The following is a 22,196-nucleotide window of genomic DNA, read 5'->3' as shown; positions in this document are numbered from 1 at the left end:
ATTACGTGCACGCATTCGCATATAATCATGCCTATGACGATGACGCGCACTGAGCACCTGGCACACGACCACTCCGACCATGCCCATGGACCCGACTGCGGCCACGAGGCTATCCAGCACGGCGATCACGTGGACTACGTCCACGATGGGCACCGTCACGCTCCGCATGGTGACCACTACGACGAGCACTGATCCAAACGCCGCACGATGTCCTACGCTCGCGATACGAGCGCGGGGCATCGGTGCTAGCGAGCTGTAATGAGGTCACGCAAACGCTCGGCTGGTGTCTTCCAGCCGAGCGTTTTGCGTGGTCGGCGATTGAGTTTCTGGGCGACGAGTTCGAGGTCTTCGCGGCCGTAGGCGCTCAGGTCGGTGCCTTTCGGGAAGTACTGGCGCAGTAGTCCATTGGTGTTCTCGTTGCTTCCGCGCTGCCAGGGTGAGTGGGGATCGCAGAAGTAGACCGGAACCCCGGTGGCGACCGTGAATTGTTGGTGGGCGGCCATCTCGCAGCCCTGGTCCCAGGTCAGTGATCCCCGCAAATGTCCTGGGAGATTTCCGATCAACGAAACCAGCACGTCACGGACTTCTTCGGCGGAGTGGCCGCCAGGCAGGTGGCCGAGCATGACGTAGCGGGTGGAGCGTTCGACGAGTGTGACGATCGCGGACTCGCTGCGAGTACCGACGATCAGGTCACCTTCCCAGTGGCCTGGCACGGCTCGATCCTCGACCTCGGCGGGCCGGTCGGAGATCATCACCATCTTGTCGACGAATCGTCTGGTGCGATGTTCGGCGCGGCGGTGGGGCTTGCGGCGGGTGCGGCCCGTTCGCAAGGCCATCGCGACTTCACGGCGCAGGCCGCCCCGAGCCTGAACGTAGATCGACTGGTAGATCGTCTCGACGCTCACACGCATACTTTGCTCGTTGGGGAACTCGGTCACTAGAGAGTGACATATCTGCTCTGGGGACCACTGGTCCTGCAGTTTGTTCTCGACGTAGTCCCGCAGCGGACCGGCCTGGGCCAGTTTCGCTGGCTTCGGCCGTGACCGGCTCTTTTCCCACCTGCGGTGCGCCTGATGCGGGCGATAGGCACCGTTGACAACGCCAGCGTCGATCTCCCGTTTGATCGTCGATGCTGGCCGGCCGAGCTCCCTGCCGATGGCCCGCAGCGATGCCCCCTCGCGGCGCATGTCAGCGATAGTTTCCCGCTCGGTCAAGGTCAGAAACCGTGGATGCAGGCTCCGCTGCCTCGGTGCATCCGATTCCACTCCGACCCACGTGACCGCACCTGTCAGGTAATCGATCTTGCGTCCGTCGGGATGGATACGAGTATCGCCAATCTTGCGCACCCCTCGATCCCAGTCCCCAGCAGTGCGAACGCTGACACCGACACGCCGAGCAGCGTCCGGCCGCAGCACCCCCTCACGGCGAAGCCGGTCGTACTCGGCCCGGCCGGGATGACCACCATTGCTAGTGCTCCCACGTCCACGCAGGCCCGCCCTGCGCATCCATCCAAACGCCGTATTCACTGTCACCCCCGCCGCCCTAGCAGCGACCGACACATTGCCGTCAGACACGTCCAATTCCTTGAAGAACCTCTTCTTCACCATCGGTGAATGCACGATCCCCGCAACTCCTTGCTATCCGCGGTGTTGCGGGGATCGCTAGAACCCACGAGTTCCCCACGAGGCCCCGTAGTACGAGATCGTGCTCAGTCCGGCCGCCTTACGGAACTCCTCCATATCGCGCGCGACGTTCTCGGTGGTCAGGTTCGGTAGATAGTCGGGATTGGCGGCGATGACCGCATCGCACTCCGCCGTGGTCGAGCAGCTCAGCGGCGTGGAGAACTGGAGACCGCGCGGCTGGATGGCGATCAGCGCGTTGTCGTCGAAGAGCCACTGGCCCGAGCGGCCCTTCGCGCTCCAGAAGTCGTACGCGTCTCCTCCCGGGCCGCCCGGGTTGCCGAGGATCACGCGGCTCGCGGCCTTGCCCTTCGGGAGAAATCCGCTGACCAGGAGGTCGATCTTCCCCGCCGCGGGATTGGTGTAGTCGAGCGGCACCGAGATCGTGGTGCACCGGGCTCGTTCACCGTCGGGGTTCACCGCGGTCACGGCCGACGGGCAATCACCCCAGCTCAGGTCTTCGACAGCCGCGTGGACGGCGCCGTACGCCCCGGCCGCGACCAGGGCGGCGGCCGCCGCGCTCGCGGCGGCCGTGCGCCGCACCAACGATGTGGACTTCGAACGGCCTTCATGCAGATTCGACATGGTCAATGCTCCGCTGCTCTCGAGTTGGGCACACGCATACCGGTTCGCGGCAGGTGTGCTGTGGAATAGCAAATCGACAACGATAGTATTCAACCAAATGCAGTGTCACGGAGGTGTTACGGAGAATTACCGTGGCGAAACAATTTTATTCGCCGAGATCGCTGCGCCCCGCGCTCGTGATCAGCAGTTCCAGTCCGGCGTGGTCGAGCAGGTCGGACGGTGAGACGGTCTCGCCGGACCGGACGTAGAAGAAGGCCGCCCGCACCTCGTCGACGGGAACGTCGCGGAGCCTCGCCCACGCCAGACGGTACGCGGCCAGCTGCACTGCGGCGGCGCGCTCATCGGCGGGCTCGGACGGCCGCACCCCGGTCTTCCAGTCGACCACGGTGAAACCACCTCCCGGATCGCGGAAGACGGCGTCCATCCGGCCCCGGACCACCGTGCCGGCCGCGGCGATCTCGAACGGTACCTCGATGTCGACGGGGGTGCGCGCCGCCCACTCGCTCTCTTCGAAACGCCGCTGCAGCAACGCCAGATTCTCGTCGGCACCGGCATCACCGTCGGCGGCGCCGGGCAACTCGTCGAAGTCCAACAGGCGCGATGCACCGTACCGGCGCTCCAGCCAGGCGTGGAAGGCCGTGCCGCGCCGGGCGTACGGGTTCGGCCGGTACGGTACGGGCCGCCGCAACCTGCGCGCGAAAGTCTCCGGGCTGCGCCGTAATTCCACCAGCTGACTCACCGAAACCTCGCGCGGCACGGCCACTTCGAGATCCATCGCCGCCTGCCGCGCACGCTCGGCGAGCAGAGCGGTCACATCCGCCGCCCAGCCGTGCGGATCCTCCCCGGGCGCCCGCGCATCCGCCTCGGTCCCGTCCGGATCGGCGAGGGCCGCCAGCACCAGCGCCGCCCCCGCATCCGCATCGGCCCGATGAGCGGCGAGAAAGTCTCGCGGCCACGGGGCCTGCACCGGCTCGGCCTCCAGCGGATTCTCCGCATCGTCGACGGGCGTCGCGGCCCAGTGACCGACCGCCTCGGGCGCGTGCTCGCGGGCACGATCGAGGAAGCGGGACGGCGCCTTCGCCGTCTTCACGTCCTCGCTCCAGTAGTGCCCCGACAGCAGCAGCGTGCCCTGTGTACGAGTGACCGCGACGTAGAACAGCCGCTCATCCTCGTGCATGTTCATCGCTTTGAGCGCCGCGCGGTGCGTATCGAGCGCATCCTCGAGGTCTTTGCGGTTGTTGCACTCGCTCAGGTCGAGCCGCGGCACCCCGTCGGACTCACCGGGTTCCGCGACATCGCCCCGCAACTCGGGCGGCAGCTCGGCGGGAGTAGACAGCCAAGTGGGCATCGCCCGGTTCGACGGGAAGATGCCCTCCGAGAGGTGCGGCACCGCGACCACGTCCCATTCGAGGCCCTTCGCCGAGTGCACGGTGAGCACCTGCACCCGGTCGGTGGCCACCTCGACGTCTCCCGGGGTAAGTCCGCCTTCCACCGCCTCGGCCGCGGCCAGGAAGGACAGCAGGCCGGGCAGCGTGGCCGTCGGCCGCTCGGCGTAGGACACCACCACATCGGCGAACGCGTCGAGATGCTCGCGTCCGGTGGCGCGCCCACCGAGCTGACGGGCCGCGCGGATCCGGGTCTCGATGCTCACCCCCAGAACGCGCTCGGCCTCGGCCACCACCTCCGGCAGCGGGTGACCGAGCCGCTCACGGACGTTGCGGATCTCCCGGTCGAGCGAGCGGATCTTCGCCAGACCGGCCGCCGAGTAATCGGAGTCCGGTCCGGGATCGGCGATCGCATCCCCCAGTCCGGCCGCGTCGAGCAGTTCTGCGGGCAGAGTGGCGTCCAATGCCTGATCGAGCTCGTCCGCCGTGGTCACCAGCCCCGTGGCCGCTCTGCCGGTGCCGTGCGCGATCCGCCTTGCCCGATTCCACAGCGCCCGCAGGTCGGCCGCGCCGAGCTGCCACCGAGGCCCGGTGAGCAGGCGCATCGCCGCAGTGCCGGCGAGCGGTTCAACGGCCAGCCGCAGCAGCGCCACCAGGTCCTGCACCTCGGGTGTGTGCAGCAGACCGCCGAGGCCCACCACCTCCACGGGCACGCCGCGCTCGCCCAGTGCGGCGGCCAGCCCCGCCGAATCGGCATTGCGGCGCACCAGGACCGCGACGGTCGGCGGCGGATCGCCGGCGTCGAGGCGGCCGCGCCACAGCGCGGTGATCGCATCGGCCACCCAGGTCCGCTCGTCGATCACCGTGGAGTGCAAGGCGATCCGCAGATCGCCCGACGGTGCGTCGGGCCGGGCACGGAGCTCGGAGACCGGGACGCCTCGACGTCGCAGATCCTCGGATACGGCGTTCGCCAGGCTGAGCGCGCCGGTGGGGTTGCGCCAGCTGGTGAGCAGCTCGCGGCGGGGCGCCGGCATCCCGTCGGCCTGCGGGAAGTCGGTGGCGAACCGGGGCAGGTTGGCCGCCGATGCGCCGCGCCAGCCGTAGATCGATTGGATCGGGTCACCCACCGCGGTCACCGCCGCGGCGCCGCCGGGCCCGCCGAACAAGGACGCCAGCAGCATGCGCTGCGCATGGCCGGTGTCCTGGTACTCGTCCAGCAGGACGGCGCCGAACCGCGAGCGTTCCAGCGCCGCCACATCAGGATTGGCCAGCGCCAGCTGCGCGGCCAGACCCATCTGGCTACCGAAGTCGAGCACCTCCCGCACCCGCATCTCGGCGGCCACCGCGCGGACGAGCGGGATCAGCGCACGCCGCTGCTCCTGCACGTCGGCGGCCTTGAGCAACGCCGCATTCGGGGCGGCGCGCTGGCGCGGGCCGGGCGGGAGCAGGCCGATCAGCCGTTCCAGCTCGTCGTCGCTCGCTTCCAGTTGGTCGGGGGTCACCAGGTGATCGGCGAGCGCGCCCGACAGACCCAGCACCTGTTCGGTGAGCGTGGCCGGATTCTTGTCGGTCTCGAGTGCCTCGTCCCAGCCGGTGACCACGTCGAAAGCGATCTGCCAGCGCTCGGTCTCCGACACCAGGCGCACGGTGGGCTCCACCGGGAGCAGCATGCCGTAATCGCCATGCAGCCGGCCCGCGTACGCGTGGTACGTGCTGATCTCGGGTTCGACGGTGCGCAGCAGCACCCGGAGCTCACCGCTCGGGTCGATCCGCTCCAGCGCGGGCGCCGCGCCGAGCCGGGAGAGCCGCTTGCGCACCCGGATCATCAACTGCTGTGCGGCCTTGCGGGTGAACGTGAGGCCCAGTACCTGGTCGGGCGTGACGTACCGGTTCGCGATCAGCCACACCACCCGTCCCGCCATGGTCTCGGTCTTCCCCGCCCCCGCACCCGCCACCACCAGGCACGGGCCGAGCGGCGCCTCGATCACCGCACGCTGCTCCTGCGTGGGAGCGAACGCCTGGCCCAGTTCGTAGGCGAGGTCCTCGGCCGAGATCAGCGGCGCGTGGGGGAAGTCCTGGGGCATCGGCTCAGTCATCGGTCACGCTCCGGCCCTTGTCGACCACGGGGCAGCACGACGCGACCGCGCAGTGCTGGCAGGAGGCGTTGAGCGTGGCCGCGAACTCCGGGCCGCGGGTCCGGCGCGCGGCCTCCCGGATTACACCGAGCCACTCGTCCACATCGGCGGGGGTGAGCGCGTCCTGCTCCCGTACCGTGGCGCCGGTCTTATTGTGCGGCTTGGCCACGTACAGCAGTTTCCCGCCGCCGGGAGTCTCGGGGACACCGCCGAGGCCGCCGTGCGCGATCGCCACCTGATACGTACGCAACTGCGCGTGCGCCTGCCCATCGGCCTGGCTGGGAAGAGTCCGCCCGGTCTTGACATCGACGACCACAGTGCGGCCCAGGGGATCGCGCTCGAGCCGGTCGACCCGGCCCCGGATCTGAACGTCGGGAGCACCGTCGGTCCCCTCGATCACGGTGTCGATCGGCACCTCGACCCCGGCCTCGGTGAGCTCGGATCGACTGCCCGCGAGCCACGCCCGGAACGATTCGAGCATTTCCTCGGTTCGGATCAGCTCGCGCCGGGCGAACCAGTCGGCCTCCAGATCGACCCGGTCCCAGACCTTCTCGAGCGAGCGTGTCACCTCGTCTTTCGGGATCCGGCCGGCGACCGCCTGCACCAGGGTGTGCACCAGGTTGCCGGTGGCCTGCTTCGCGGAATCACCGTCGCTGCCGCCGAACCGCTCCAGCATCCAGCGCAGCGCGCAGGCGGACAGCGCCTCCACGTTCGAGGGCGAGAGCGCGACCGGGCCGTCGTCGGGCTGCCAGAGCGGATCGTCGGTGCTCGCGCCGGCCAGGCCGTACCAGGAGTCGGGATGAGCACCGGGCACCCGGTCCGCGGCGAGCCGCGCGAGCTGTCGGGCGGCGTGCGCGCGCTCGGATTCCTCCCGCCGCGGATCGCACGCCGCGGCACGGAGCGTGGCTACCAGCGTGCGCAGGTCGAGCGACGCGGCGGGCTCGGATTCCACCGCGGGGGTGTAGGTTTCGGGGTCTTCTTCACCCGAAGGCGCGATGCCCTGCAGGAACCGCGAGGGCACCAGGTCACCATCGCCGTCCGCGGTGTCCACCGCGGTGATGAGCAGGGTGCGGCGAGCCCGCGAGCACGCGACCAACAACAGCCGCCGCTCCTCCGCGAGCAGCGGCAGCGACCGGGAGACGGTGGGCAATGCCGCCGGGTCGATACCGTCGAGCGCGTCGAGCAGCTCCTCGGTACCGAGTAGACCGCCGCGCCGGCGCAGATTCGGCCAGCGCCCCTCTTGGACGCCGGCGACCGCCACCACGTCCCACTCCCGGCCGGCGGCACCGTGTGCGGATACCACGGTGACGCCGGGGGTGGTGGGGGTCTCGCGTCGGCCCCCGCCCGACGCCCGCGGGATGTGCAATTGCTCGATGTACTCGATGAACCGGGCCGGTGACGCCGTGGGCAGAGTATCGGTGAAATCTGCCGCGGCATCGAATAATCCCATCACCGCATCCAGATCGCGGTCGGCCTGTTCGCCTACACTGCCGCCGCGCAAGGCGAGCGCGCCCCACCGGCCCGACAATCCGGTGACCGACCACGCGGCCCACAAGACCTCCTCGACCGTGCCCTCGACCGCGGCGGCGCGGGCGGCGTGCACCGCCGCGAGCACCCGCTCCACCGGTTCGGCCTCCAGCTCGGTCAGTGCGGCGCGATACGGCGCGAAGTCGACGGACCCCGCGACCACCGCGCCGAGGATCTCCGCGGAGCCGCGCTCGTCCGACGGGTCGGCGCGGCGCACCGCGCGGCGCACCCGCCGCAGCGTGAGCGGATCGCCGCCGCCGACCGGACCGGACAGCAGGGCCACCGCCTCGGCCGGATCGAGGGATTCCGGCTCGCACGCCGCGCGCACCGTCGACAGCAGGGCGTGTACCGCGCGCTGGCGCGCCAAGGGCACATCGTCCGCGGCGACGGTGACCGGGACGCCCGCGTACGCGAGAGCCCGGCGCAGGGGCGCGACCGAAGCCGACACCGACCGCACGACGATGGCCATGTCCTCCCAGGGCACACCGCCGAGGACGTGCTCACGGCGCAGCATCGCGGCGATCGCGTCGGCCTCCTTCGCCGCAGTGGAGAACAACCGCACCGCCGCCGAACCCGGCCGGGGCCGTTCCGGCGCGACCGATCCGAACCGGTTCGGCAGACGGGACGAGACCCGGTTCACCGTCGCGGTGATCTCCTCACCGAACCGGAAACTGCGCTCCAGCACGATGTCCCGCTCGGCGGGGACGTCGAGCGATTGCAGGAAACGGGTGCTGGCGCCGCGGAACGAGTTGATCGCCTGATCGGGATCGCCTGCGATCACGGTGAGCTCGGTGCCCGTGCCCAGCAACCGGATCAGCGCCGAGGCCAGCGGGTCCAGGTTCTGCGCATCGTCGACCAGGAGGAATCGGATCCGCTCGCGCTGCTGTGCGAGCAGCGCGTCGTCACCGGCCAGTGCCGTGACGGCGGCGTCGATCAACTCCGCCGCGTCGACCGCCGGGGCCACGGCGGTCGGACCGGCCAGCCCGACGGAGCCGCGCAGCAGCGTGGTCTGCTGATACTCGCGCAGCGCCGCCGCGGCGGCGGCCCATTCGGGCCTGTCGTAGCGGGCGGCGAGCTCGTCGATCTCCTCGGGACCGGCGCCGCGCTGGGCCGCCTGTGCGAACAGGTCACGCAGCGCCCCGGCGAATCCTCCGGTCACCAGCGCGGGCCGCAACCGCTCCGGCCAGAACGCTCCACCGTCGTCCACGTGTCCGCGTAGCAACTCGCGCACCACCGCGTCCTGCTCCGAACCGGTGATCAGGCGGGGCGGGGGCGCACCGGCGTGTGCGGCCTGGAGCCGCAGCACGGCGAAGGCCAGCGAGTGCACGGTGCGCACCAGCGGCTCCCCGGAGGCGTGCACCCCTGCGCGGCCGCGGTCGGCGAGCACGCGCGCCGACAGCTCACGGCGCAGTGCGACGGCCGACCGCTTGCTCCCGGTGAGGATGAGCACCGATTCCGGCTCGACGAACGGATCGGTGAGCTTGGCCACGGCGATATCGATCAGGGCCGAGGTCTTGCCGGTACCCGGACCGCCGCGGATCCGGTACGGCGCCCAGCCGCCCACGTCGAGTGCAAGTGCACCCGCCGCGGGCGCCACCAGCTCGGCGACCGGCCCGCCCCACTCCCGCACTGGCGGCGGCTGCGGCGCGGTGTACTGCAGCGACAGCCGCGGCCGGCGGACGCGCCCCGCGCCTCCGCTCGCTTCCGCCATGTGCCCTCCTTCACGCCGATCCCCTCGATCCCATCACAGACCACCGACACGCCTGTGGCGTGGGCGCGGCACAATGGGCGCATGCTGAACGTGCACCGGTACGGCTCCCCCGGCGCCCCTGCGGTGCTGGCCATCCACGGCGTCACCGGGCACGGCGCCCGCTGGCGCGGTTTTGCCGATACACAGCTCCCGGGCGCCCGGGTACTGGCACCCGATCTGCGCGGCCACGGCCGATCGCCGTGGACGCCGCCGTGGCACCTGGAACAGCATGTCGCTGATCTGGTGAGCGTGCTGGAGAGGCACGAGGTGCACGCCGAAGCTCCCGCCCTGGTGATCGGCCACTCCCTCGGTGGCGCACTGGCCTGCCGCCTCGCCGGCTCCCGGCCCGACCTGGTGCGCGCAGTGCTGCTGCTGGATCCGGCCCAGGGCCTCGACCCGGATCTGTGCGCCACGATCGCCGATCAGACCATCCGGTTCTTCGACTTCGCCTCGCCCGAAGAAGCACGGCAGGACAAGAAATCCGGCGCCTGGGCGCGGGTACCGGACGAGGTGCTCGACGCCGAGATCGCCGAACACCTGGTGCGCCGGGACTCCGGGCGCTGGGAGTGGGACATCAGCTGCGGCGCGGTCACGGCGCTGTGGGGCGAACTGGCGCGCACGCCGGTCGGCGTACCGCCGGGCATCCCCACCGTCGTGCTGCGCGCCGGCCGAGCCGACTTCGTGACCGGGAACCAGCTGGCCACCATGCCGCACGCCGAGGTGGTGACGGTCGATTCGGATCATATGGTGGCGCAGGAGATCCCGGCCGTCGCCGGCGGGTACGCGCGCCGCCTGCTGGAGTCGTAGATGGCGAAGGTCACCGAGGAACAGGTCGAGGCGGTGCGCGAGCGGATCGCCTCGATCCCGCCGGGCCGGGTGCGCACTTACGGCGACATCGCCGACGAGGTGGGCCTATCGTCGCCGCGGATCGTCGGCTGGGTGATGCGCACGGACGCCTCGGATCTGCCGTGGTACCGCGTGGTCCCCGCCTCCGGGCGGCCCGCGCCGCATATCGCCACCCGTCAGCTGGAACTGCTGCGGGCCGAGGGCGTGCTCGCCGACGGTGACCGGATCCCGTTGCGGGACTATCGAGTCTGAGCCTGCTCGAACCGGTGCACGATGAGGTCGATCACCTCGGGCGCGAGGCCGATCGGCGCGGTGACCGCATCGGCGCCGGCCGCCGTGAGCCGGGCATGGAAAACGCCGTCCGCCAACTGGTACGACGTGAGAATCAGTCGCCGGTCTCGATCGCGCAACCGGGCCACCTCCGTGTCCACCGTCGGGTCACCGGCGGCGAGGAATCCCACCGGGACCTCGGTGCCGATCCGGGCAGCGAGCAGCGCCGCCATGGTGCGGACGTCCTCGCGGGCCCGGGGATCGGACGAGCCGGTGGCACCGAGGAGTACCGCGTCGCCGGAGCGCCATCCGGCCTCGTCCAATCGGCGCAGCAGTGCGCCGATCAGACCGGGATCGGGCCCCAGCGCCGCAGTGAGCCGGGCATCGGGGTGAGCGCTGGCGGCGATATGTCGGGGCACATCGGTGTGCACGTGGTAGCCGCCGGCGAGGAAACAGGGCACCAGCACCGTCGGGCGATCCGACTGCACCAGCAGTTCCGACGGCGACGGGCCCAGCACATCGACGAAGCCCACCTCGACCGGGCCCGTGCGAGCGGCCACCGCGGCCGCGAGCGCGCGGATCATGGCGACGCCGTGCGCCGAGCGGGTGCCGTGCGCGACGAGGATCCGGCGGGGCGATCCGCTCAGAGCAGCCACCGAGCGATCTCGGTGATGTGTTCGAGACCGGGCAGCGCATCGGCCTCCGACCGCGGGTGCACCGCATGCACCGCGAGCCGGAAGATGAGCGCCCGCAGCACCATCTGCGGCCACTCGGGCAAATCTTTCCAGCGCAACAGCAGACCGTCGTCGGCGCCGCCCCACGCGAGGCCGTCGACCGCGACCACCGCGGCCGCCCAGGTTGCGGGCCGCCAGTACGGGGTGAAGTCGGTGAGGCCGGGGGCCGCGGCTCCGGCGAACAGCACAGCACCGGACAGGTCCCCATGCACCAGTTGGGGCTCGGCCTCCACCGGTCGGCGCAGCTCGGCCAATTCGTTCACCAGCTCGACGGCGCGCTCACGGTCCTCGGTCGCATCGTCGAGGACACCGAGCTTGCGCGCCATCGCCAGCGGATGGTCTTCCCACGCCGCGCGATCGGCGAATTGGAAGTAGTCGACGTCAGTGAACGGCGCGACCGCCGGGGCGATCAGGAATCGGGGCCGTTCGAGCTTCCTGGTGATCTCGTGCAGCCGGTTCGCCATCGAGATGATCTCGTCGAACCGCGGCTCCAAGGAGCCGGCGATGAACGTATCCGCGCGCCAGCCCGAGACCACGTAGCGGCCGTCCGTGGCGCGGAAGGGCCGGGCCAGCCTCATGCCGTCGACATAGAGATCTTCCCGGACCTTGGCCGACCAGGCCGCGCGGGCGTGGTCCGCGATGAGCGAGAGCACCACCTCGCCACAGCGCCAGCCACCGTCCCAGTCCGCCCCCAGGGCGATCGGCTCGATGCCGTCGAGTCCGAAGGTGGCGAGGACGTGCGCGGGAGGTTCGACTGGGCTCACACCAAGAATCTACCCGCGACCGGCCCGGGAACGGGCTAGGCGCGGCCCGGTTCGACGAGGAGAACCGGGATCAGCCGGTCGGTCTTCTCCTGGTACTCGGCGTACGGCGGGTAGGCGGCGACGGCGCGCTCCCACCACTGCTCCCGCTCGGCACCGTGGATCTCACGCACCGGTCCGGAGACGACAGTGGTGCCGTCCTGCACCTCGACGACCTCGTTGCTGAGCAGCGCCGAATACCAGACCGGGTGCTCCGGGGCACCGCCCTTGGAGGCGACGGCGGCGTACACCCCGTCGTGCTCGACACGCATCAGCGGCCGGCGGTACAGCTTGCCGGTCTTGGGACCGCGGTAGGTGAAGACCACCACCGCCTGCCCAGCGACGTGCACCGAAGCGGTGCTGCCGGTCTCGTCGATCTTCGCCAACTGGTCTGCCACCCAGCCGGACTTCTCCTGTGCAAAATCACCTTCGAGGGCCATGCCTCCACCCTAGGCGTAGCGACGGGATGATGGAGGGCGTGCAGTCCGATTCCGTCGCCCCCGTGGTCACCGTCACCGTCCAATTCCCCGACCTCACTCCGCCGGAGTTCGAGCGCGTTCGGGCCGGCCTGATCGCCGGTGTGCCGAGCCGGATCGTGGTGCCGCACGAGGCGCACCGGTGGTACGCCGCGGCATCCGACCCGGAGACCGTGCGCGCCCTGGTATCGGCGCTGCGTGCGGCCGCGGAGAGCAGGCCGCTCTCGTTCGACGACGAGGAGGCGCTCGACGATCTGGTCCAGGAGTACGCCGACTGGCTCGAGGAGTCCGAGGACATCGACGATGCGGCCCCCGGCCCGGTGGTGGCCTTCTCCGTGCACCTGCCTGCGCTGGACCGCGACGAGTTCGCCGGGCTCCTGGAATCACTGCGCGCGGAACACCCACGACGGATCGTGCTCGGCGAGCAGCGCGGCCACAGCCATCACGAACTCACGGATCGGCACACGATCGAGTCACGATTGCCGGGTCTGCGCGCGGCACTGCGCGGGGAGCCGGTGGACACCGTCGACACCCTGCCGCTGCTGGGCCTGCTCAACGACTACGCCGGGTGGCTCTCCGACCCGGCGAACGGAACGGACTGACGCCCGCCCGCATCCCAGGGAATTCACCTGATCCCCTAGCGCACTCGACACCGAACGCCTACGGTGGCTTCACCCACAAGTAAGCGGAGGTTCTCGTGTATCCCGGTGCATTCGCAAAGACCACCCCCGGCTGCCCCGCGGCGATCGACGCCGACACCGGCGAGTTCCTCAGCTACGCCCGCCTCGACGAGCAATCGACCCGGCTGGCGCACCATCTGCGCTCGGCGGGGCTCCGGCGGGGCGACACCGTGGCGATCGTGGCGGGAAACGATCTGCGGATCTTCGTGGCCTACTGGGCCGCGATCCGCAGCGGAATGTACGTGGCGGCGGTGAACTTCCACCTCACGCCCGCCGAGGTGAACTACATCCTGGCGGACTGCGAGGCGAAAGCGGTGTTCGCCGGGGCGTGCGTGACGGAGGCGGTATCGCAGGCGCGGCGAATCCCGGACCTTGCCGAACCCGGCCGCGCGATCTCCTGGGGCGGTCCGATCGAGGGCTTCGCCGACTTCGACGCGGTACTCGCGGCAGCGGATTCGTCCCCCCTCACCGACCAGCCCCGCGGCACCGACATGCTCTACTCCTCCGGAACCACCGGGCGCCCCAAGGGCATTCGCTTCCCACTGCCGGAGGGACAGGTGGACGAGGCCCCGGATGCGTACACCGCGATCTTCGCCCCGGCCTACGCTATGGACTCCGACACCGTCTACCTTTCCCCCGCACCTCTGTATCACGCTGCCCCACTGCGCTTCTGCGCCGTCACCATGTCGGTGGGCGGCACCGTGATCATGATGCACAGGTTCGACGCCGTCGACGCGCTGGCGCTGATCGAGAAGTACCGGGTGACGCACAGCCAGTGGGTTCCCACGATGTTCGTGCGCATGCTCAAGCTCGACCCTGAGGTGCGTGCGAAATACGACACCAGCAGCCTGAAGGTCGCCATCCACGCCGCCGCTCCCTGCCCGGCCGAGGTGAAGCGATCGATGATCGCGTGGTGGGGACCGGTGATCCACGAGTACTACGCCTCCACCGAAGCCGCCGGTGCCACCTTCATCACTCCGCAGGAAGCATTGGAGCGTCCCGGGTCGGTGGGCAAGGCCGGGCTCGGTGAGATCCGGATCTGCGGTGAGAACGGCGACGAGCTCCCCGCGGGCGAGGTGGGCACGATCTACTTCGAACGCGAGACGATGCCCTTCCAGTACCACAATGCGCCCGAGAAGACCCGGGCCGCACAGCATCCCGACCATCCGAACTGGGCCACCACCGGCGATGTCGGATACCTGGACACCGACGGCTACCTGTATCTCACCGATCGCCGCGATTTCACCATCATCACCGGCGGGGTGAACGTCTACCCGCAGGAGTCGGAGAACACACTGGTGATGCATCCGGCCGTCGCCGACGTCGCCGTGATCGGCGTTCCCGACGACGAGCTGGGCGAAATCGCTGTGGCCTGTGTGCAACTCGCCCCCGGGAACATCCCCTCGGATGAATTGGCCGCCGCCCTGATCGCGCACGCCGGCAGGGATCTGGCGCGCTACAAACTGCCGCGCGCGGTGCGATTCGTCCCTTCGCTGCCGCGTACCCCCACCGGCAAACTGGTCAAGCGGCTGATCAGCCTGGACTGATGATCAGTACACCGGTAGTGACGGATCCACCTGCCGGGCATAGGCGTTGATTCCGCCCTGCAGATGTACCGCGTCGCGGTACCCGGCGCCCTGCACCGCTGCGAGCACCTCGGCGGAGCGGATACCGGTCTTGCAGTAGAGCACCAGCTTTTTGTCGGCCGAGACCCGCTCCAGGCCCTCACCGGTCTCGAAGACCGACTTCGGTACCAGCTTCGCACCGTCGATATGCACGATGTCCCATTCGACAGGCTCACGCACGTCGATCAGCTCGTACTCCACGCCCTGCTCGCCCAGCTCGACCAACTCGGCCGGGGTGATGGTGCTCCCCGCGGCAGCGGCCTGAGCCTCGTCCGAGACCACCCCGCAGAACTCCTCGTAATCGATCAGCTCGGTGATCGCCGGTGAAGCGGGGTCCTTGCGGATCTTGATGGTGCGGTAGGTCATGTCGAGGGCGTCATAGACCATGAGCCGGCCGAGCAGCGAGTCGCCGATACCGGTGATCAGCTTGACCGCCTCGGTGCCCATGATCGCCCCGATCGAGGCGCACAGGATGCCGAGCACGCCGCCCTCGGCGCACGAGGGAACCATGCCGGGCGGTGGCGCCACCGGGTACAGGTCGCGGTAGTTCAGGCCCTGCTTCTCACCGTTCGGACCGTCGGGCGCATCCTCCCAGAACACCGACGCCTGCCCCTCGAACCGGAAGATCGAGCCCCAGACGTAGGGCTTGTGCGCCAGCACCGCTGCGTCGTTGACCAGGTAGCGGGTGGCGAAGTTGTCGGTGCCGTCGACAATCAGGTCGTACTGCTCGAAGAGCTGCACCGCGTTCTCGGGTTCGAGCCGTTCCTGATGCAGGTTCACCGTGACCAGCGGGTTGATCTCGGCGATGGAGTCGCGCGCGCTCTCGGCCTTGGGCCGGCCCAGGTCGGAGACGCCGTGGATCACCTGGCGCTGCAGGTTGGACGCGTCCACCTCGTCGAACTCGACGATCCCGATGGTTCCGATACCCGCCGCGGCGAGGTACAGCAGCGCGGGGCTGCCGAGACCGCCGGCACCGATCACCAAGACCTTGGCGTTCTTGAGACGCTTCTGCCCCTCGACGCCCATCTCGGGGATGATCAGGTGCCGCGAATAACGCGCGACTTCGTCACGGGTCAGTTCGGCGGCGGGTTCGACGAGCGGTGGCAACGTACTCACGTGAGGTGGAACGACACCGACTGCGATGGCATTCCCCGATTGTGAAGGCGGCTCAGCGCAGCACCGGGGCGACCCAGGCGTTGGGGCGACAGACCAGGTCGTTATCGAATCCCTCGGACCGGTCGAGGTTGAAGATATCGCGATTGGCCACCCCGAAGCTCTGCTGCATCATGATCGGCGCCAGCGCACCCTGCGCGGGGCAAGGCACGTGCTTGTCGTAACCGATGGCGTGGCCGACCTCGTGGTTGATCGCGTACTGGCGGTAGCCGGTGAGATCGCCCTCGAAGGCGGTCGCGCCACGCACCCAGCGCGCCAGGTTGATCACCACGCGCCCGAGCTCGCCGTTGTAACAGGACGATTCCAGTTGGATCGAGTAGCCGCAGGCCTGCCGCGTGGTCATCGGCGACGTGAGGGAGATCGTGAAGTCGGGTTTGCCCTCGGCGACGCGCCGGAAGGCGATCGCCGGATCGTGCACCCAGCTGCGCGGGTCACCGAGGGTACGGTCGATCATCTGCGCGAACGGCTGGTCACCGCCGAGTCCACCCATGTCGACGCCGTCCTCGACGGCCACCATGTAGGTGTACTCCTTCTGCTTGCCTTCGCCCACCTTCTTCGTCGCGCCGGGCACCACGTGCCACAGACCGGCCCCGTGTGTGGTGAAGTCACCGCCGATCGGCAGCTGCCCGGCGACCGGGACCGGACCGGGCACCGTCGTACCGGTGGGCGCGCCGACGATGGTCTTGCCCGGCGTCGGATTGCGGGACATGGACTCGGCCGTGTTGTCGACCGTGGCCGTCTTCGACTGGAACGGATTACCCCAGAAGGTCACGACCAGGGCGAACACGGTGAGCACCGCCAGCACCGGAACCGCGTAGGCACGCCAGCCGTAGGTGCTCAGGATCCGGGAGAGCGTGCTCTGCTTGCGATAGGCGCGCTCGCGCGGCGGCCGGTTCCGGTCGGCGGGCGAATTGATCGGGTCCCACTCCGCCCGCAGCGGCGCTCGCCCGTCGGGTCGAGGGCGCCTCGGGTTCGAAGGACTACTCACGTCGTCAACAATTCCACGAAGCGGACCGGGGGTGCAGAACCGACACGGCTTCTCAGCGGAAAACCGGCGCCGACTCCGCCGCGATGACGAGCTCGCGCACCAGGCGGGCCGTCTCCACCGGGCGTTCCATCTGGGCCACGTGACCCACGTCCTCGAACACGGTGAGCGTGCTGCCTCGGATGTGCCGCACCACCTTGGGCGCGACCCCGACGCTGACCAGCAGGTCGCGAGCTCCCCAGATCACGGCGGTCGGCACCGAGACCGCGCGCGCGGCCGCCCAGTGCGCAGCACCGAAATCGACGATCCAGCTCCGGACCAGCGCGTTGAAGCTGGCGGCCAGCGCGTCGGGCGCCCAGGGCATCGACGCCCGGGCGACCGCCTGATCGATCGCCTGGCTGCGCCGGACCGGGCCCATCGCGGCGGGATCGACGAGGATCTCGCGCAAGGTCTGGTCCACCTGCCGCTCCGGGTAGGCGCTGCCCACCAGCCGGAAACCCGCCGGACCCACCACCGGGATCCGAACCAGCGACAGCGGCAGGAACTGCAGGCGTCGTACTCGCGGCCGCAGATCCGGGAACGCGGGCGAGATCAGGCTGAGGCTGCGCAGCAGGTCGGGCCGGAGCATCGCCACCCGCACGGCGATGGCGCCGCCGAGCGAGTTCCCCACCAGATGCACAGCCCCGCCGCGCACGGCGACCAGGGTCTCGAGGTAGGCGATCACGATCTCCGCGAACGCCTCGATGCCGTAGTCGCCGTCGGCGGGCGGGTCCGAAAGCCCGAATCCCGGTAGGTCCGGGGCGTACGACGCGGCAACGGGAGCGAGGATCTGCCCCAGATCAGTCCAGTTGATCGACGACCCGCCCAGGCCGTGGATCATCATGACCGTGGGCCGGGGGTCCGACGGTGCGGTGACGGCGGCGGCCTCGTCGACGTGCCGGACGAACAGTCGCTGCCCGCGGACCGCGAGGAACTCGCCCGGCCAGACGTCGCTGGTCCGGTCCAGTTGAGCGAGTGCCGACACGGAGGTAGCTTGCCACGACCGCGCGGCGCTCGCGAGGGGCGCCGTCGTACGGGAGTATTGTCGGTAGGTCGGGGTGACGATCTTGCCCCGGGAACGGTGAGGTGGAACTGATGGCGGATCTGGGCGCGACGACCGCCGCGGGAGAATCCCGCGGAGCAGTGAATCCTGCCCCGCGACGCACCGCCAGGCTGCCACGCAGCGCCCGTCGGATCCAATTGCTGGAGGCCGCGAGCAGCGTCTTCGTCGATCTGGGCTACCACTCTGCGGGGATGGACGAGATCGCCGTCCGCGCCGGAGTCAGCAAGCCCGTGCTCTATCAGCACTTCCCCGGGAAGCTGGAGCTCTACGTCGCCGTGCTCAATGCGCACAGCGAAGCACTGGTGACCGGAGTCCGTGAGGCACTGAGCAGCTCCACCGACAACCACGCCCGCGTGATCGGTGCGGTCCGTTCGTTCTTCGACTTCGTCGACCGTGACAGCCAGGGCTACAAGCTGATCTTCGAGTCCGATGTGCTCGAGCCGGTGGTGCAGGAACGCGTCGAGGGTGCCGTCGACGCGTGCATCGATGCGGTCTACGACCTGGTGTCCGAGGATTCCGGCCTCGACCCGTACCGGGCCCGGATGCTCGCCGTGGGCCTCGTCGGCGCCAGCCAGGTCAGCGCCCGGTACTGGTTGTACGCCGACCGCCCCATCCCGAAGGAGGAGGCGGTCGCGACCACGGTCGAGCTGCTGTGGGGCGGCCTGAGCCACGTCCCGCTCCAAGCGGAGCGTCGCGGCCACTGAGCCCACCCGTCGCCGTCAGGCGACGCGGTGCATCATCATCTCGATCGGTCCCCGCGGGAAGCGGCGCGTCCATAGTGTCGACGCGACGAGCAAGCACGCCACCACCGCGAAGAAGACCAGCACGGTCAGCAGCAAGCGGTGCTCGCCGCCGTAGCGCGCGGCCAGTCCGAAACCCCAGCCGTAGCAGATCACCGAGGCGATGATGTTCTGCAGCACATAGCAACTCAGCGCTGTGGTACCGATCCGGCCCATCGCCCGGCCCGCGCGGCCCGTGCCACGACGCTGATAGAACTCGGCGATCAGGGCCAACAGTCCGAGCGCGACGATCGGCGCGATCACGTAGCGCCCCACGAAGACCGCGGGACCCGCCAGGCCCAGCGGTGCACCGAACACGCCGAAGGCGAGGTCGACGGGAGCCGCGAACGCGCCCAGCAGCATCAGCCTGCGGCGCAGTGCGGCGCCGTCCGGAGCGAACAGCCCGGACTGGAAAAGCCGTGCGCCGGTGAGGAACATCGCGATCGTGAGCGGGATCATGAAGATCGTCTCGGCGCGGAAGACCAGCGCGTGATCGGCGCGGAACAGCACGAGATCCCAGAACGAGCCGTCGGCGTACGGATTGACACCCTGGCGCCGGCCAGCGCCCGACCCGTCCGCGCTCCCGGGAAGCATCATCGCCACCACGGCCAGTGTCACCACCGCCAGATGCACCGCGATCGCGCCGACCACCCAGCGGGTGCGCGCCCGTGGCTGCAGGATCAGCAACGCCGATACCAGGAACGAGACGAGGGCGTAGCCCATGAGAACGTCGAACTCGGCGACCAGCAGGAAGTGCACCAGGCCGTCGAGCAGGAGCACCAGGGCGCGCCGCCAGTACCGTCCCGGCCACGGCCGGTCGTGCCGGGCGGCGGAGGCCTGCTGGATCGCCAGGCCCACGCCGAACATGAGGCTCAGCAGCCCGAGGAACTTGCCCTGCGCGAGCGTCTGCAGAATCCGGATGGGGAGCGACTCGGTGCCGACCGAATCGATGTAGCCCACCATGCCCGAGGGCTCGGTGAAGATCCAGATGTTGGTTCCCAGGGTGCCGAGGATCGCGATGCCGCGCGCCACGTCGAGCGAGGCGATGCGCCGCGACGAGGCGGTGGGGGCGGTGGTGGTCGTCATGATGACCACCCTTCCGAGAAAACAACGACTCGGCGACCGCCGTTCGGCGGTCGCCGGGCCCGTCGTTCGGTGGACCCTCCGGGCTGTTACTCGCCCGCAGTCTCGGCGGGTGCGGCGCCCTCGGTCTTCTTCGCGCCCGAGCGGCGGCGACGGCGGCGCTTGCGCGGCGCGGCGTCGTCTCCGTCGGCACGGGTCGACGGTGTCTCCTCCGCCGGCGCGCCCGCCTCCGCCGCAGCCGCGGCACCGTCGGCGGCGCGACCGCCACGCGTGCGGGTGCGCGTGCGGGTGCTGGTGCGCTTCTCCCGCGGCGTGCGCTCGACGACCTCGCCCTCGGCGCGTTTGCGCACGCCCGGCAGACTGCCCTTGACCTTCGGGTCGATGCCGAGGTCGGTGAACAGGTGCTCGCTGGAGCTGTAGGTCTCCACCGGCTCGGGCTTACCGAGGCCGAGGGCCTTGTCGATGAGCTCCCAGCGGTGCAGCTCGTCCCAGTCGACCAGCGTGACCGCGGTACCGGTCTTACCCGCACGACCGGTGCGGCCGATGCGGTGCACGTACGTCTTGTCGTCCTCGGGGCATTGGAAGTTGATGACGTGGGTGACGTCGTCGATATCGATACCGCGGGCGGCCACGTCGGTCGCGACCAGCACGTCGATCGAACCGTCGCGGAACTTGCCGAGCGCCTTCTCCCGCGCGACCTGGCCGAGGTCGCCGTGCACGGCACCGACCTTGAAGCCGCGCTCGCCGAGCTCGTCCGCCACCTTCTGCGCGGTGCGCTTGGTGCGGGTGAAGATCATCGTGGCGCCGCGGCCCTGCGCCTGCAGAACCTTCGCGACCAGCTCCGTCTTGTCCAGCGCGTGCGCGCGGTAGACGTACTGGGTGGTGCGCTCGTGCACGGCGGAATCGTCGTGATGCTCGGCGCGCACGTGCGTGGGCTGCTTGAGGAAGGTGCGGGCCAGCGTGATGATCGGGCCCGGCATGGTGGCCGAGAACAGCATCGTCTGCCGGTCGGTGGGAACCATGGTGAGAATGCGTTCGATATCGGGCAGGAAGCCCAGGTCGAGCATCTCGTCGGCCTCGTCGAGCACCAGGATCTGGATCTTGCCGAGCACGAGGTGGCCCTGGTTCGCCAGGTCCAGCAGGCGGCCCGGGGTGCCGACGACCACGTCGACCCCCTTCTGCAGCGCCTCGATCTGGGCCTCGTACGGTCGGCCGCCGTAGATCGAGGTGATCTTCAGGTCGCGCTCGCCCTTGGTGGTCTGCACGCGCACGCCATCGGAGGCCTGCGCCAGATCGTCGGTGACCTGCACGCACAGCTCGCGAGTGGGGACGATGATGAGGGCGCGCGGGGTGCCGTCGAGCGCCCGCAGCCCGTCTTCGCCGACATCGGCACGGGCCTGCGTGACGAGGCGGTCGAGCAGCGGGACGCCGAAGCCGTAGGTCTTACCCATGCCCGTGCGGGCCTGGCCGATGAGGTCGTTGCCGGCCAGCGCCAGCGGCAGCGTGAGCTCCTGGATCGCGAAGGTGCGCTCGATACCCCGCTTGCCCAGGGCGTCGACGATGCCCTGGTCGACGCCGAGCTCGGCGAAGCTGGGCGAGACGTGGTCGTCGCCGATCACGTGCACGTCCGGCAGGCCCTCCGCGGCGGCGGGCTCGGTATGGATGTCAGTGTTCGCAGTGGTGATGGTTCTGCCTTTCATCGGCGGCGAATGCGTCGCGTTCATGTCTCACGCGCGCACTTTCCGGCCGATGAATCCCCGGCCCCTGTCTCGGGCCGTCATCGTCGCTCGACGCCCTGCCGTTCGGCGACGGGGCGGAGTGCGCGCACAACTACCGGCGACCGAAACCGATCGCTGCCGACCATGCTACCCCGCCCGGCCCGTACCTCTAGCATGTGCAGCATGAGCGAGCAGGCGCAGGCCCCGGGCATCACCGACGAACACCCCGGCGTCTCGGCGCTGCTCGCGGTCCTGGCCTACGGCGAGCTGGCGGCTTTCGAGCGCCTCGCCAAGGAGTCCGAGATGGCACCCGACCTGCGCGGCCGGATCGCCGTCGGCTCCATGGCCGCCACCCAGATGCGCAACTTCGAGAAGCTGGCCGCCGAGCTCGAATCCCGCGGCCAAGACGTGGTGGAGGCGACCGCGCCGTTCCAGCCGGTGATCTCCCGCTACCACGCGCGCACCACTCCGCGGAATTGGAACGAGGCACTGGTCAAGGCGTACATCGGCGATGGATTGGCCGCCGACTTCTACTCCGAGATCGCCCGCGCGCTGCCCGACGAGGCCTCGGCCGCGGTCAGCGAGGTGCTCGCCGACACCAGCGAATCGGACTTCGTGGTGCAGCGGGTGCGCGATGCGATCACGGCCAATCCGGCGCTGCGCTCACCGCTCACGCTGTGGGGACGGCGGCTGCTCTCCGATGCCATCACCCAGGCCCAGGAGGTCCTGGCGACCCGCGACGAGCTGTCGGCGCTGATCTTCGAATCCTCGGCCGACCTGCCCGGGATCGCCCAGTTCTTCGAGTCCCTGCAGACCCGGCACGCCGAGCGGATGGCCACGTTGGGGCTGGGCTAACTGCTGTCA

19 protein-coding genes are annotated in these 22,196 nt (G+C 69.8%); 7 read left to right on the top strand and 12 right to left on the bottom strand.

Going from position 1 to position 22,196, the window contains the following annotated elements; all coding sequences use genetic code 11:
* The first annotated feature begins 39 nt into the window (after positions 1-39).
* The gene (locus tag TPAU_RS05675) at positions 40-192 is read left to right on the top strand and encodes a hypothetical protein (protein ID WP_041944754.1); all 153 of its coding nucleotides are present in this window, start codon (positions 40-42) and stop codon (positions 190-192) included.
* 53 nt (positions 193-245) lie between these two features.
* Here the strand turns inward: TPAU_RS05675 and TPAU_RS05670 are convergent, their stop codons facing one another.
* The 4 genes from TPAU_RS05670 to TPAU_RS05655 form a co-directional block, all read right to left on the bottom strand.
* Positions 246-1,505 carry an IS30 family transposase gene (locus TPAU_RS05670; protein ID WP_425358565.1) on the bottom strand — a complete coding sequence of 420 codons (1,260 nt, stop codon included), beginning with the start codon at positions 1,503-1,505 and terminating at the stop codon, positions 246-248.
* A 156-nt stretch (positions 1,506-1,661) separates the two neighbouring features.
* Positions 1,662-2,264 (bottom strand): alpha/beta fold hydrolase, encoded by a 603-nt coding sequence (locus tag TPAU_RS05665; RefSeq protein WP_013125803.1) that lies wholly within the window; start codon positions 2,262-2,264, stop codon positions 1,662-1,664.
* 145 nt (positions 2,265-2,409) lie between these two features.
* A complete protein-coding gene (locus TPAU_RS05660) occupies positions 2,410-5,745 on the bottom strand; it encodes an ATP-dependent DNA helicase (protein ID WP_013125802.1) in 3,336 nt (1,111 codons plus the stop codon).
* A complete protein-coding gene (locus tag TPAU_RS05655) occupies positions 5,738-9,022 on the bottom strand; it encodes an ATP-dependent helicase (RefSeq protein ID WP_013125801.1) in 3,285 nt (1,094 codons plus the stop codon). The genes TPAU_RS05660 and TPAU_RS05655 overlap by 8 nt, the downstream gene beginning before the upstream one ends.
* Before the next feature lie 81 nt (positions 9,023-9,103).
* Between TPAU_RS05655 and TPAU_RS05650 the strand changes: the two genes are divergently transcribed.
* Positions 9,104-9,868, top strand: a complete 765-nt coding sequence (locus TPAU_RS05650; protein ID WP_013125800.1) for an alpha/beta hydrolase — start codon at positions 9,104-9,106, stop codon at positions 9,866-9,868.
* Positions 9,869-10,159: an MGMT family protein gene (locus TPAU_RS05645; RefSeq protein WP_013125799.1), complete on the top strand. Its 291-nt coding sequence runs from the start codon at positions 9,869-9,871 to the stop codon at positions 10,157-10,159.
* Here TPAU_RS05645 and TPAU_RS05640 read toward each other — a convergent pair.
* The 3 genes from TPAU_RS05640 to TPAU_RS05630 are packed head-to-tail and all read right to left on the bottom strand — an operon-like array spanning position 10,147 to position 12,151.
* Positions 10,147-10,833, bottom strand: coding sequence for a sirohydrochlorin chelatase (locus tag TPAU_RS05640; RefSeq protein WP_013125798.1), 687 nt, complete (start codon positions 10,831-10,833; stop codon positions 10,147-10,149). The genes TPAU_RS05645 and TPAU_RS05640 overlap by 13 nt on opposite strands.
* The gene (locus TPAU_RS05635; protein ID WP_013125797.1) at positions 10,821-11,675 is read right to left on the bottom strand and encodes a TIGR02569 family protein; all 855 of its coding nucleotides are present in this window, start codon (positions 11,673-11,675) and stop codon (positions 10,821-10,823) included. The genes TPAU_RS05640 and TPAU_RS05635 overlap by 13 nt, the downstream gene beginning before the upstream one ends.
* 35 nt (positions 11,676-11,710) lie before the next feature.
* A complete protein-coding gene (locus TPAU_RS05630) occupies positions 11,711-12,151 on the bottom strand; it encodes a nitroreductase/quinone reductase family protein (protein WP_013125796.1) in 441 nt (146 codons plus the stop codon).
* Between the two features lie 38 nt (positions 12,152-12,189).
* On the opposite strand from TPAU_RS05630, the gene TPAU_RS05625 reads away from it, so the two are divergent.
* Positions 12,190-12,789, top strand: coding sequence for a hypothetical protein (locus TPAU_RS05625; protein WP_147291060.1), 600 nt, complete (start codon positions 12,190-12,192; stop codon positions 12,787-12,789).
* 95 nt (positions 12,790-12,884) lie between these two features.
* Positions 12,885-14,414 carry an acyl-CoA synthetase gene (locus TPAU_RS05620; protein WP_013125794.1) on the top strand — a complete coding sequence of 510 codons (1,530 nt, stop codon included), beginning with the start codon at positions 12,885-12,887 and terminating at the stop codon, positions 14,412-14,414.
* A 3-nt stretch (positions 14,415-14,417) separates the two neighbouring features.
* On the opposite strand, the gene moeZ is transcribed toward TPAU_RS05620, so the two are convergent.
* The 3 genes from moeZ to TPAU_RS05605 form a co-directional block, all read right to left on the bottom strand.
* Positions 14,418-15,599 (bottom strand): adenylyltransferase/sulfurtransferase MoeZ, encoded by a 1,182-nt coding sequence (gene moeZ / locus TPAU_RS05615; RefSeq protein ID WP_049825942.1) that lies wholly within the window; start codon positions 15,597-15,599, stop codon positions 14,418-14,420.
* Between the two features lie 61 nt (positions 15,600-15,660).
* The gene (locus TPAU_RS05610) at positions 15,661-16,653 is read right to left on the bottom strand and encodes a DUF3152 domain-containing protein (protein WP_013125792.1); all 993 of its coding nucleotides are present in this window, start codon (positions 16,651-16,653) and stop codon (positions 15,661-15,663) included.
* 52 nt (positions 16,654-16,705) lie between these two features.
* Positions 16,706-17,674 carry an alpha/beta fold hydrolase gene (locus TPAU_RS05605; RefSeq protein ID WP_013125791.1) on the bottom strand — a complete coding sequence of 323 codons (969 nt, stop codon included), beginning with the start codon at positions 17,672-17,674 and terminating at the stop codon, positions 16,706-16,708.
* A 110-nt stretch (positions 17,675-17,784) separates the two neighbouring features.
* Here TPAU_RS05605 and fasR point away from each other — a divergent pair, with 110 nt between their 5' ends.
* On the top strand, positions 17,785-18,456 hold the full coding sequence (gene fasR / locus TPAU_RS05600) for an HTH-type transcriptional activator FasR (RefSeq protein ID WP_013125790.1): 672 nt from the start codon (positions 17,785-17,787) through the stop codon (positions 18,454-18,456).
* A 15-nt stretch (positions 18,457-18,471) separates the two neighbouring features.
* Here fasR and TPAU_RS05595 read toward each other — a convergent pair whose 3' ends face one another.
* Positions 18,472-19,617, bottom strand: coding sequence for a DUF418 domain-containing protein (locus TPAU_RS05595; protein WP_013125789.1), 1,146 nt, complete (start codon positions 19,615-19,617; stop codon positions 18,472-18,474).
* Between the two features lie 86 nt (positions 19,618-19,703).
* Complete coding sequence (locus TPAU_RS05590; protein ID WP_013125788.1) at positions 19,704-21,314, bottom strand: DEAD/DEAH box helicase; 1,611 nt, start codon at positions 21,312-21,314, stop codon at positions 19,704-19,706.
* A 201-nt stretch (positions 21,315-21,515) separates the two neighbouring features.
* Here TPAU_RS05590 and TPAU_RS05585 point away from each other — a divergent pair, with 201 nt between their 5' ends.
* On the top strand, positions 21,516-22,187 hold the full coding sequence (locus tag TPAU_RS05585; RefSeq protein WP_013125787.1) for a ferritin-like fold-containing protein: 672 nt from the start codon (positions 21,516-21,518) through the stop codon (positions 22,185-22,187).
* The last annotated feature ends 9 nt before the right edge of the window (positions 22,188-22,196 follow it).

Origin of the sequence: Tsukamurella paurometabola DSM 20162 (genome assembly GCF_000092225.1) — a bacterium.
Lineage (GTDB): Bacteria > Actinomycetota > Actinomycetes > Mycobacteriales > Mycobacteriaceae > Tsukamurella > Tsukamurella paurometabola.
The sequence above is the reverse complement of the archived record's forward strand: the minus strand, read 5'-3'. Positions and strand labels throughout refer to the sequence as shown.

What these genes read in the sequence shown, in the direction of transcription:
- TPAU_RS05660 (WP_013125802.1), bottom strand. Translation starts at nt 5,745, where the DNA reads ATGACTGAGCCGATGCCCCAGGACTTCCCCCACGCGCCGCTGATCTCG.
- TPAU_RS05645 (WP_013125799.1), top strand. Translation starts at nt 9,869, where the DNA reads ATGGCGAAGGTCACCGAGGAACAGGTCGAGGCGGTGCGCGAGCGGATC.
- TPAU_RS05650 (WP_013125800.1), top strand. Translation starts at nt 9,104, where the DNA reads ATGCTGAACGTGCACCGGTACGGCTCCCCCGGCGCCCCTGCGGTGCTG.
- TPAU_RS05675 (WP_041944754.1), top strand. Translation starts at nt 40, where the DNA reads ATGACGCGCACTGAGCACCTGGCACACGACCACTCCGACCATGCCCAT.
- TPAU_RS05590 (WP_013125788.1), bottom strand. Translation starts at nt 21,314, where the DNA reads ATGAAAGGCAGAACCATCACCACTGCGAACACTGACATCCATACCGAG.
- fasR (WP_013125790.1), top strand. Translation starts at nt 17,785, where the DNA reads ATGGCGGATCTGGGCGCGACGACCGCCGCGGGAGAATCCCGCGGAGCA.
- TPAU_RS05630 (WP_013125796.1), bottom strand. Translation starts at nt 12,151, where the DNA reads ATGGCCCTCGAAGGTGATTTTGCACAGGAGAAGTCCGGCTGGGTGGCA.
- TPAU_RS05595 (WP_013125789.1), bottom strand. Translation starts at nt 19,617, where the DNA reads ATGACGACCACCACCGCCCCCACCGCCTCGTCGCGGCGCATCGCCTCG.
- TPAU_RS05665 (WP_013125803.1), bottom strand. Translation starts at nt 2,264, where the DNA reads ATGTCGAATCTGCATGAAGGCCGTTCGAAGTCCACATCGTTGGTGCGG.
- TPAU_RS05585 (WP_013125787.1), top strand. Translation starts at nt 21,516, where the DNA reads ATGAGCGAGCAGGCGCAGGCCCCGGGCATCACCGACGAACACCCCGGC.
- TPAU_RS05670 (WP_425358565.1), bottom strand. Translation starts at nt 1,505, where the DNA reads ATGCGCAGGGCGGGCCTGCGTGGACGTGGGAGCACTAGCAATGGTGGT.
- TPAU_RS05655 (WP_013125801.1), bottom strand. Translation starts at nt 9,022, where the DNA reads ATGGCGGAAGCGAGCGGAGGCGCGGGGCGCGTCCGCCGGCCGCGGCTG.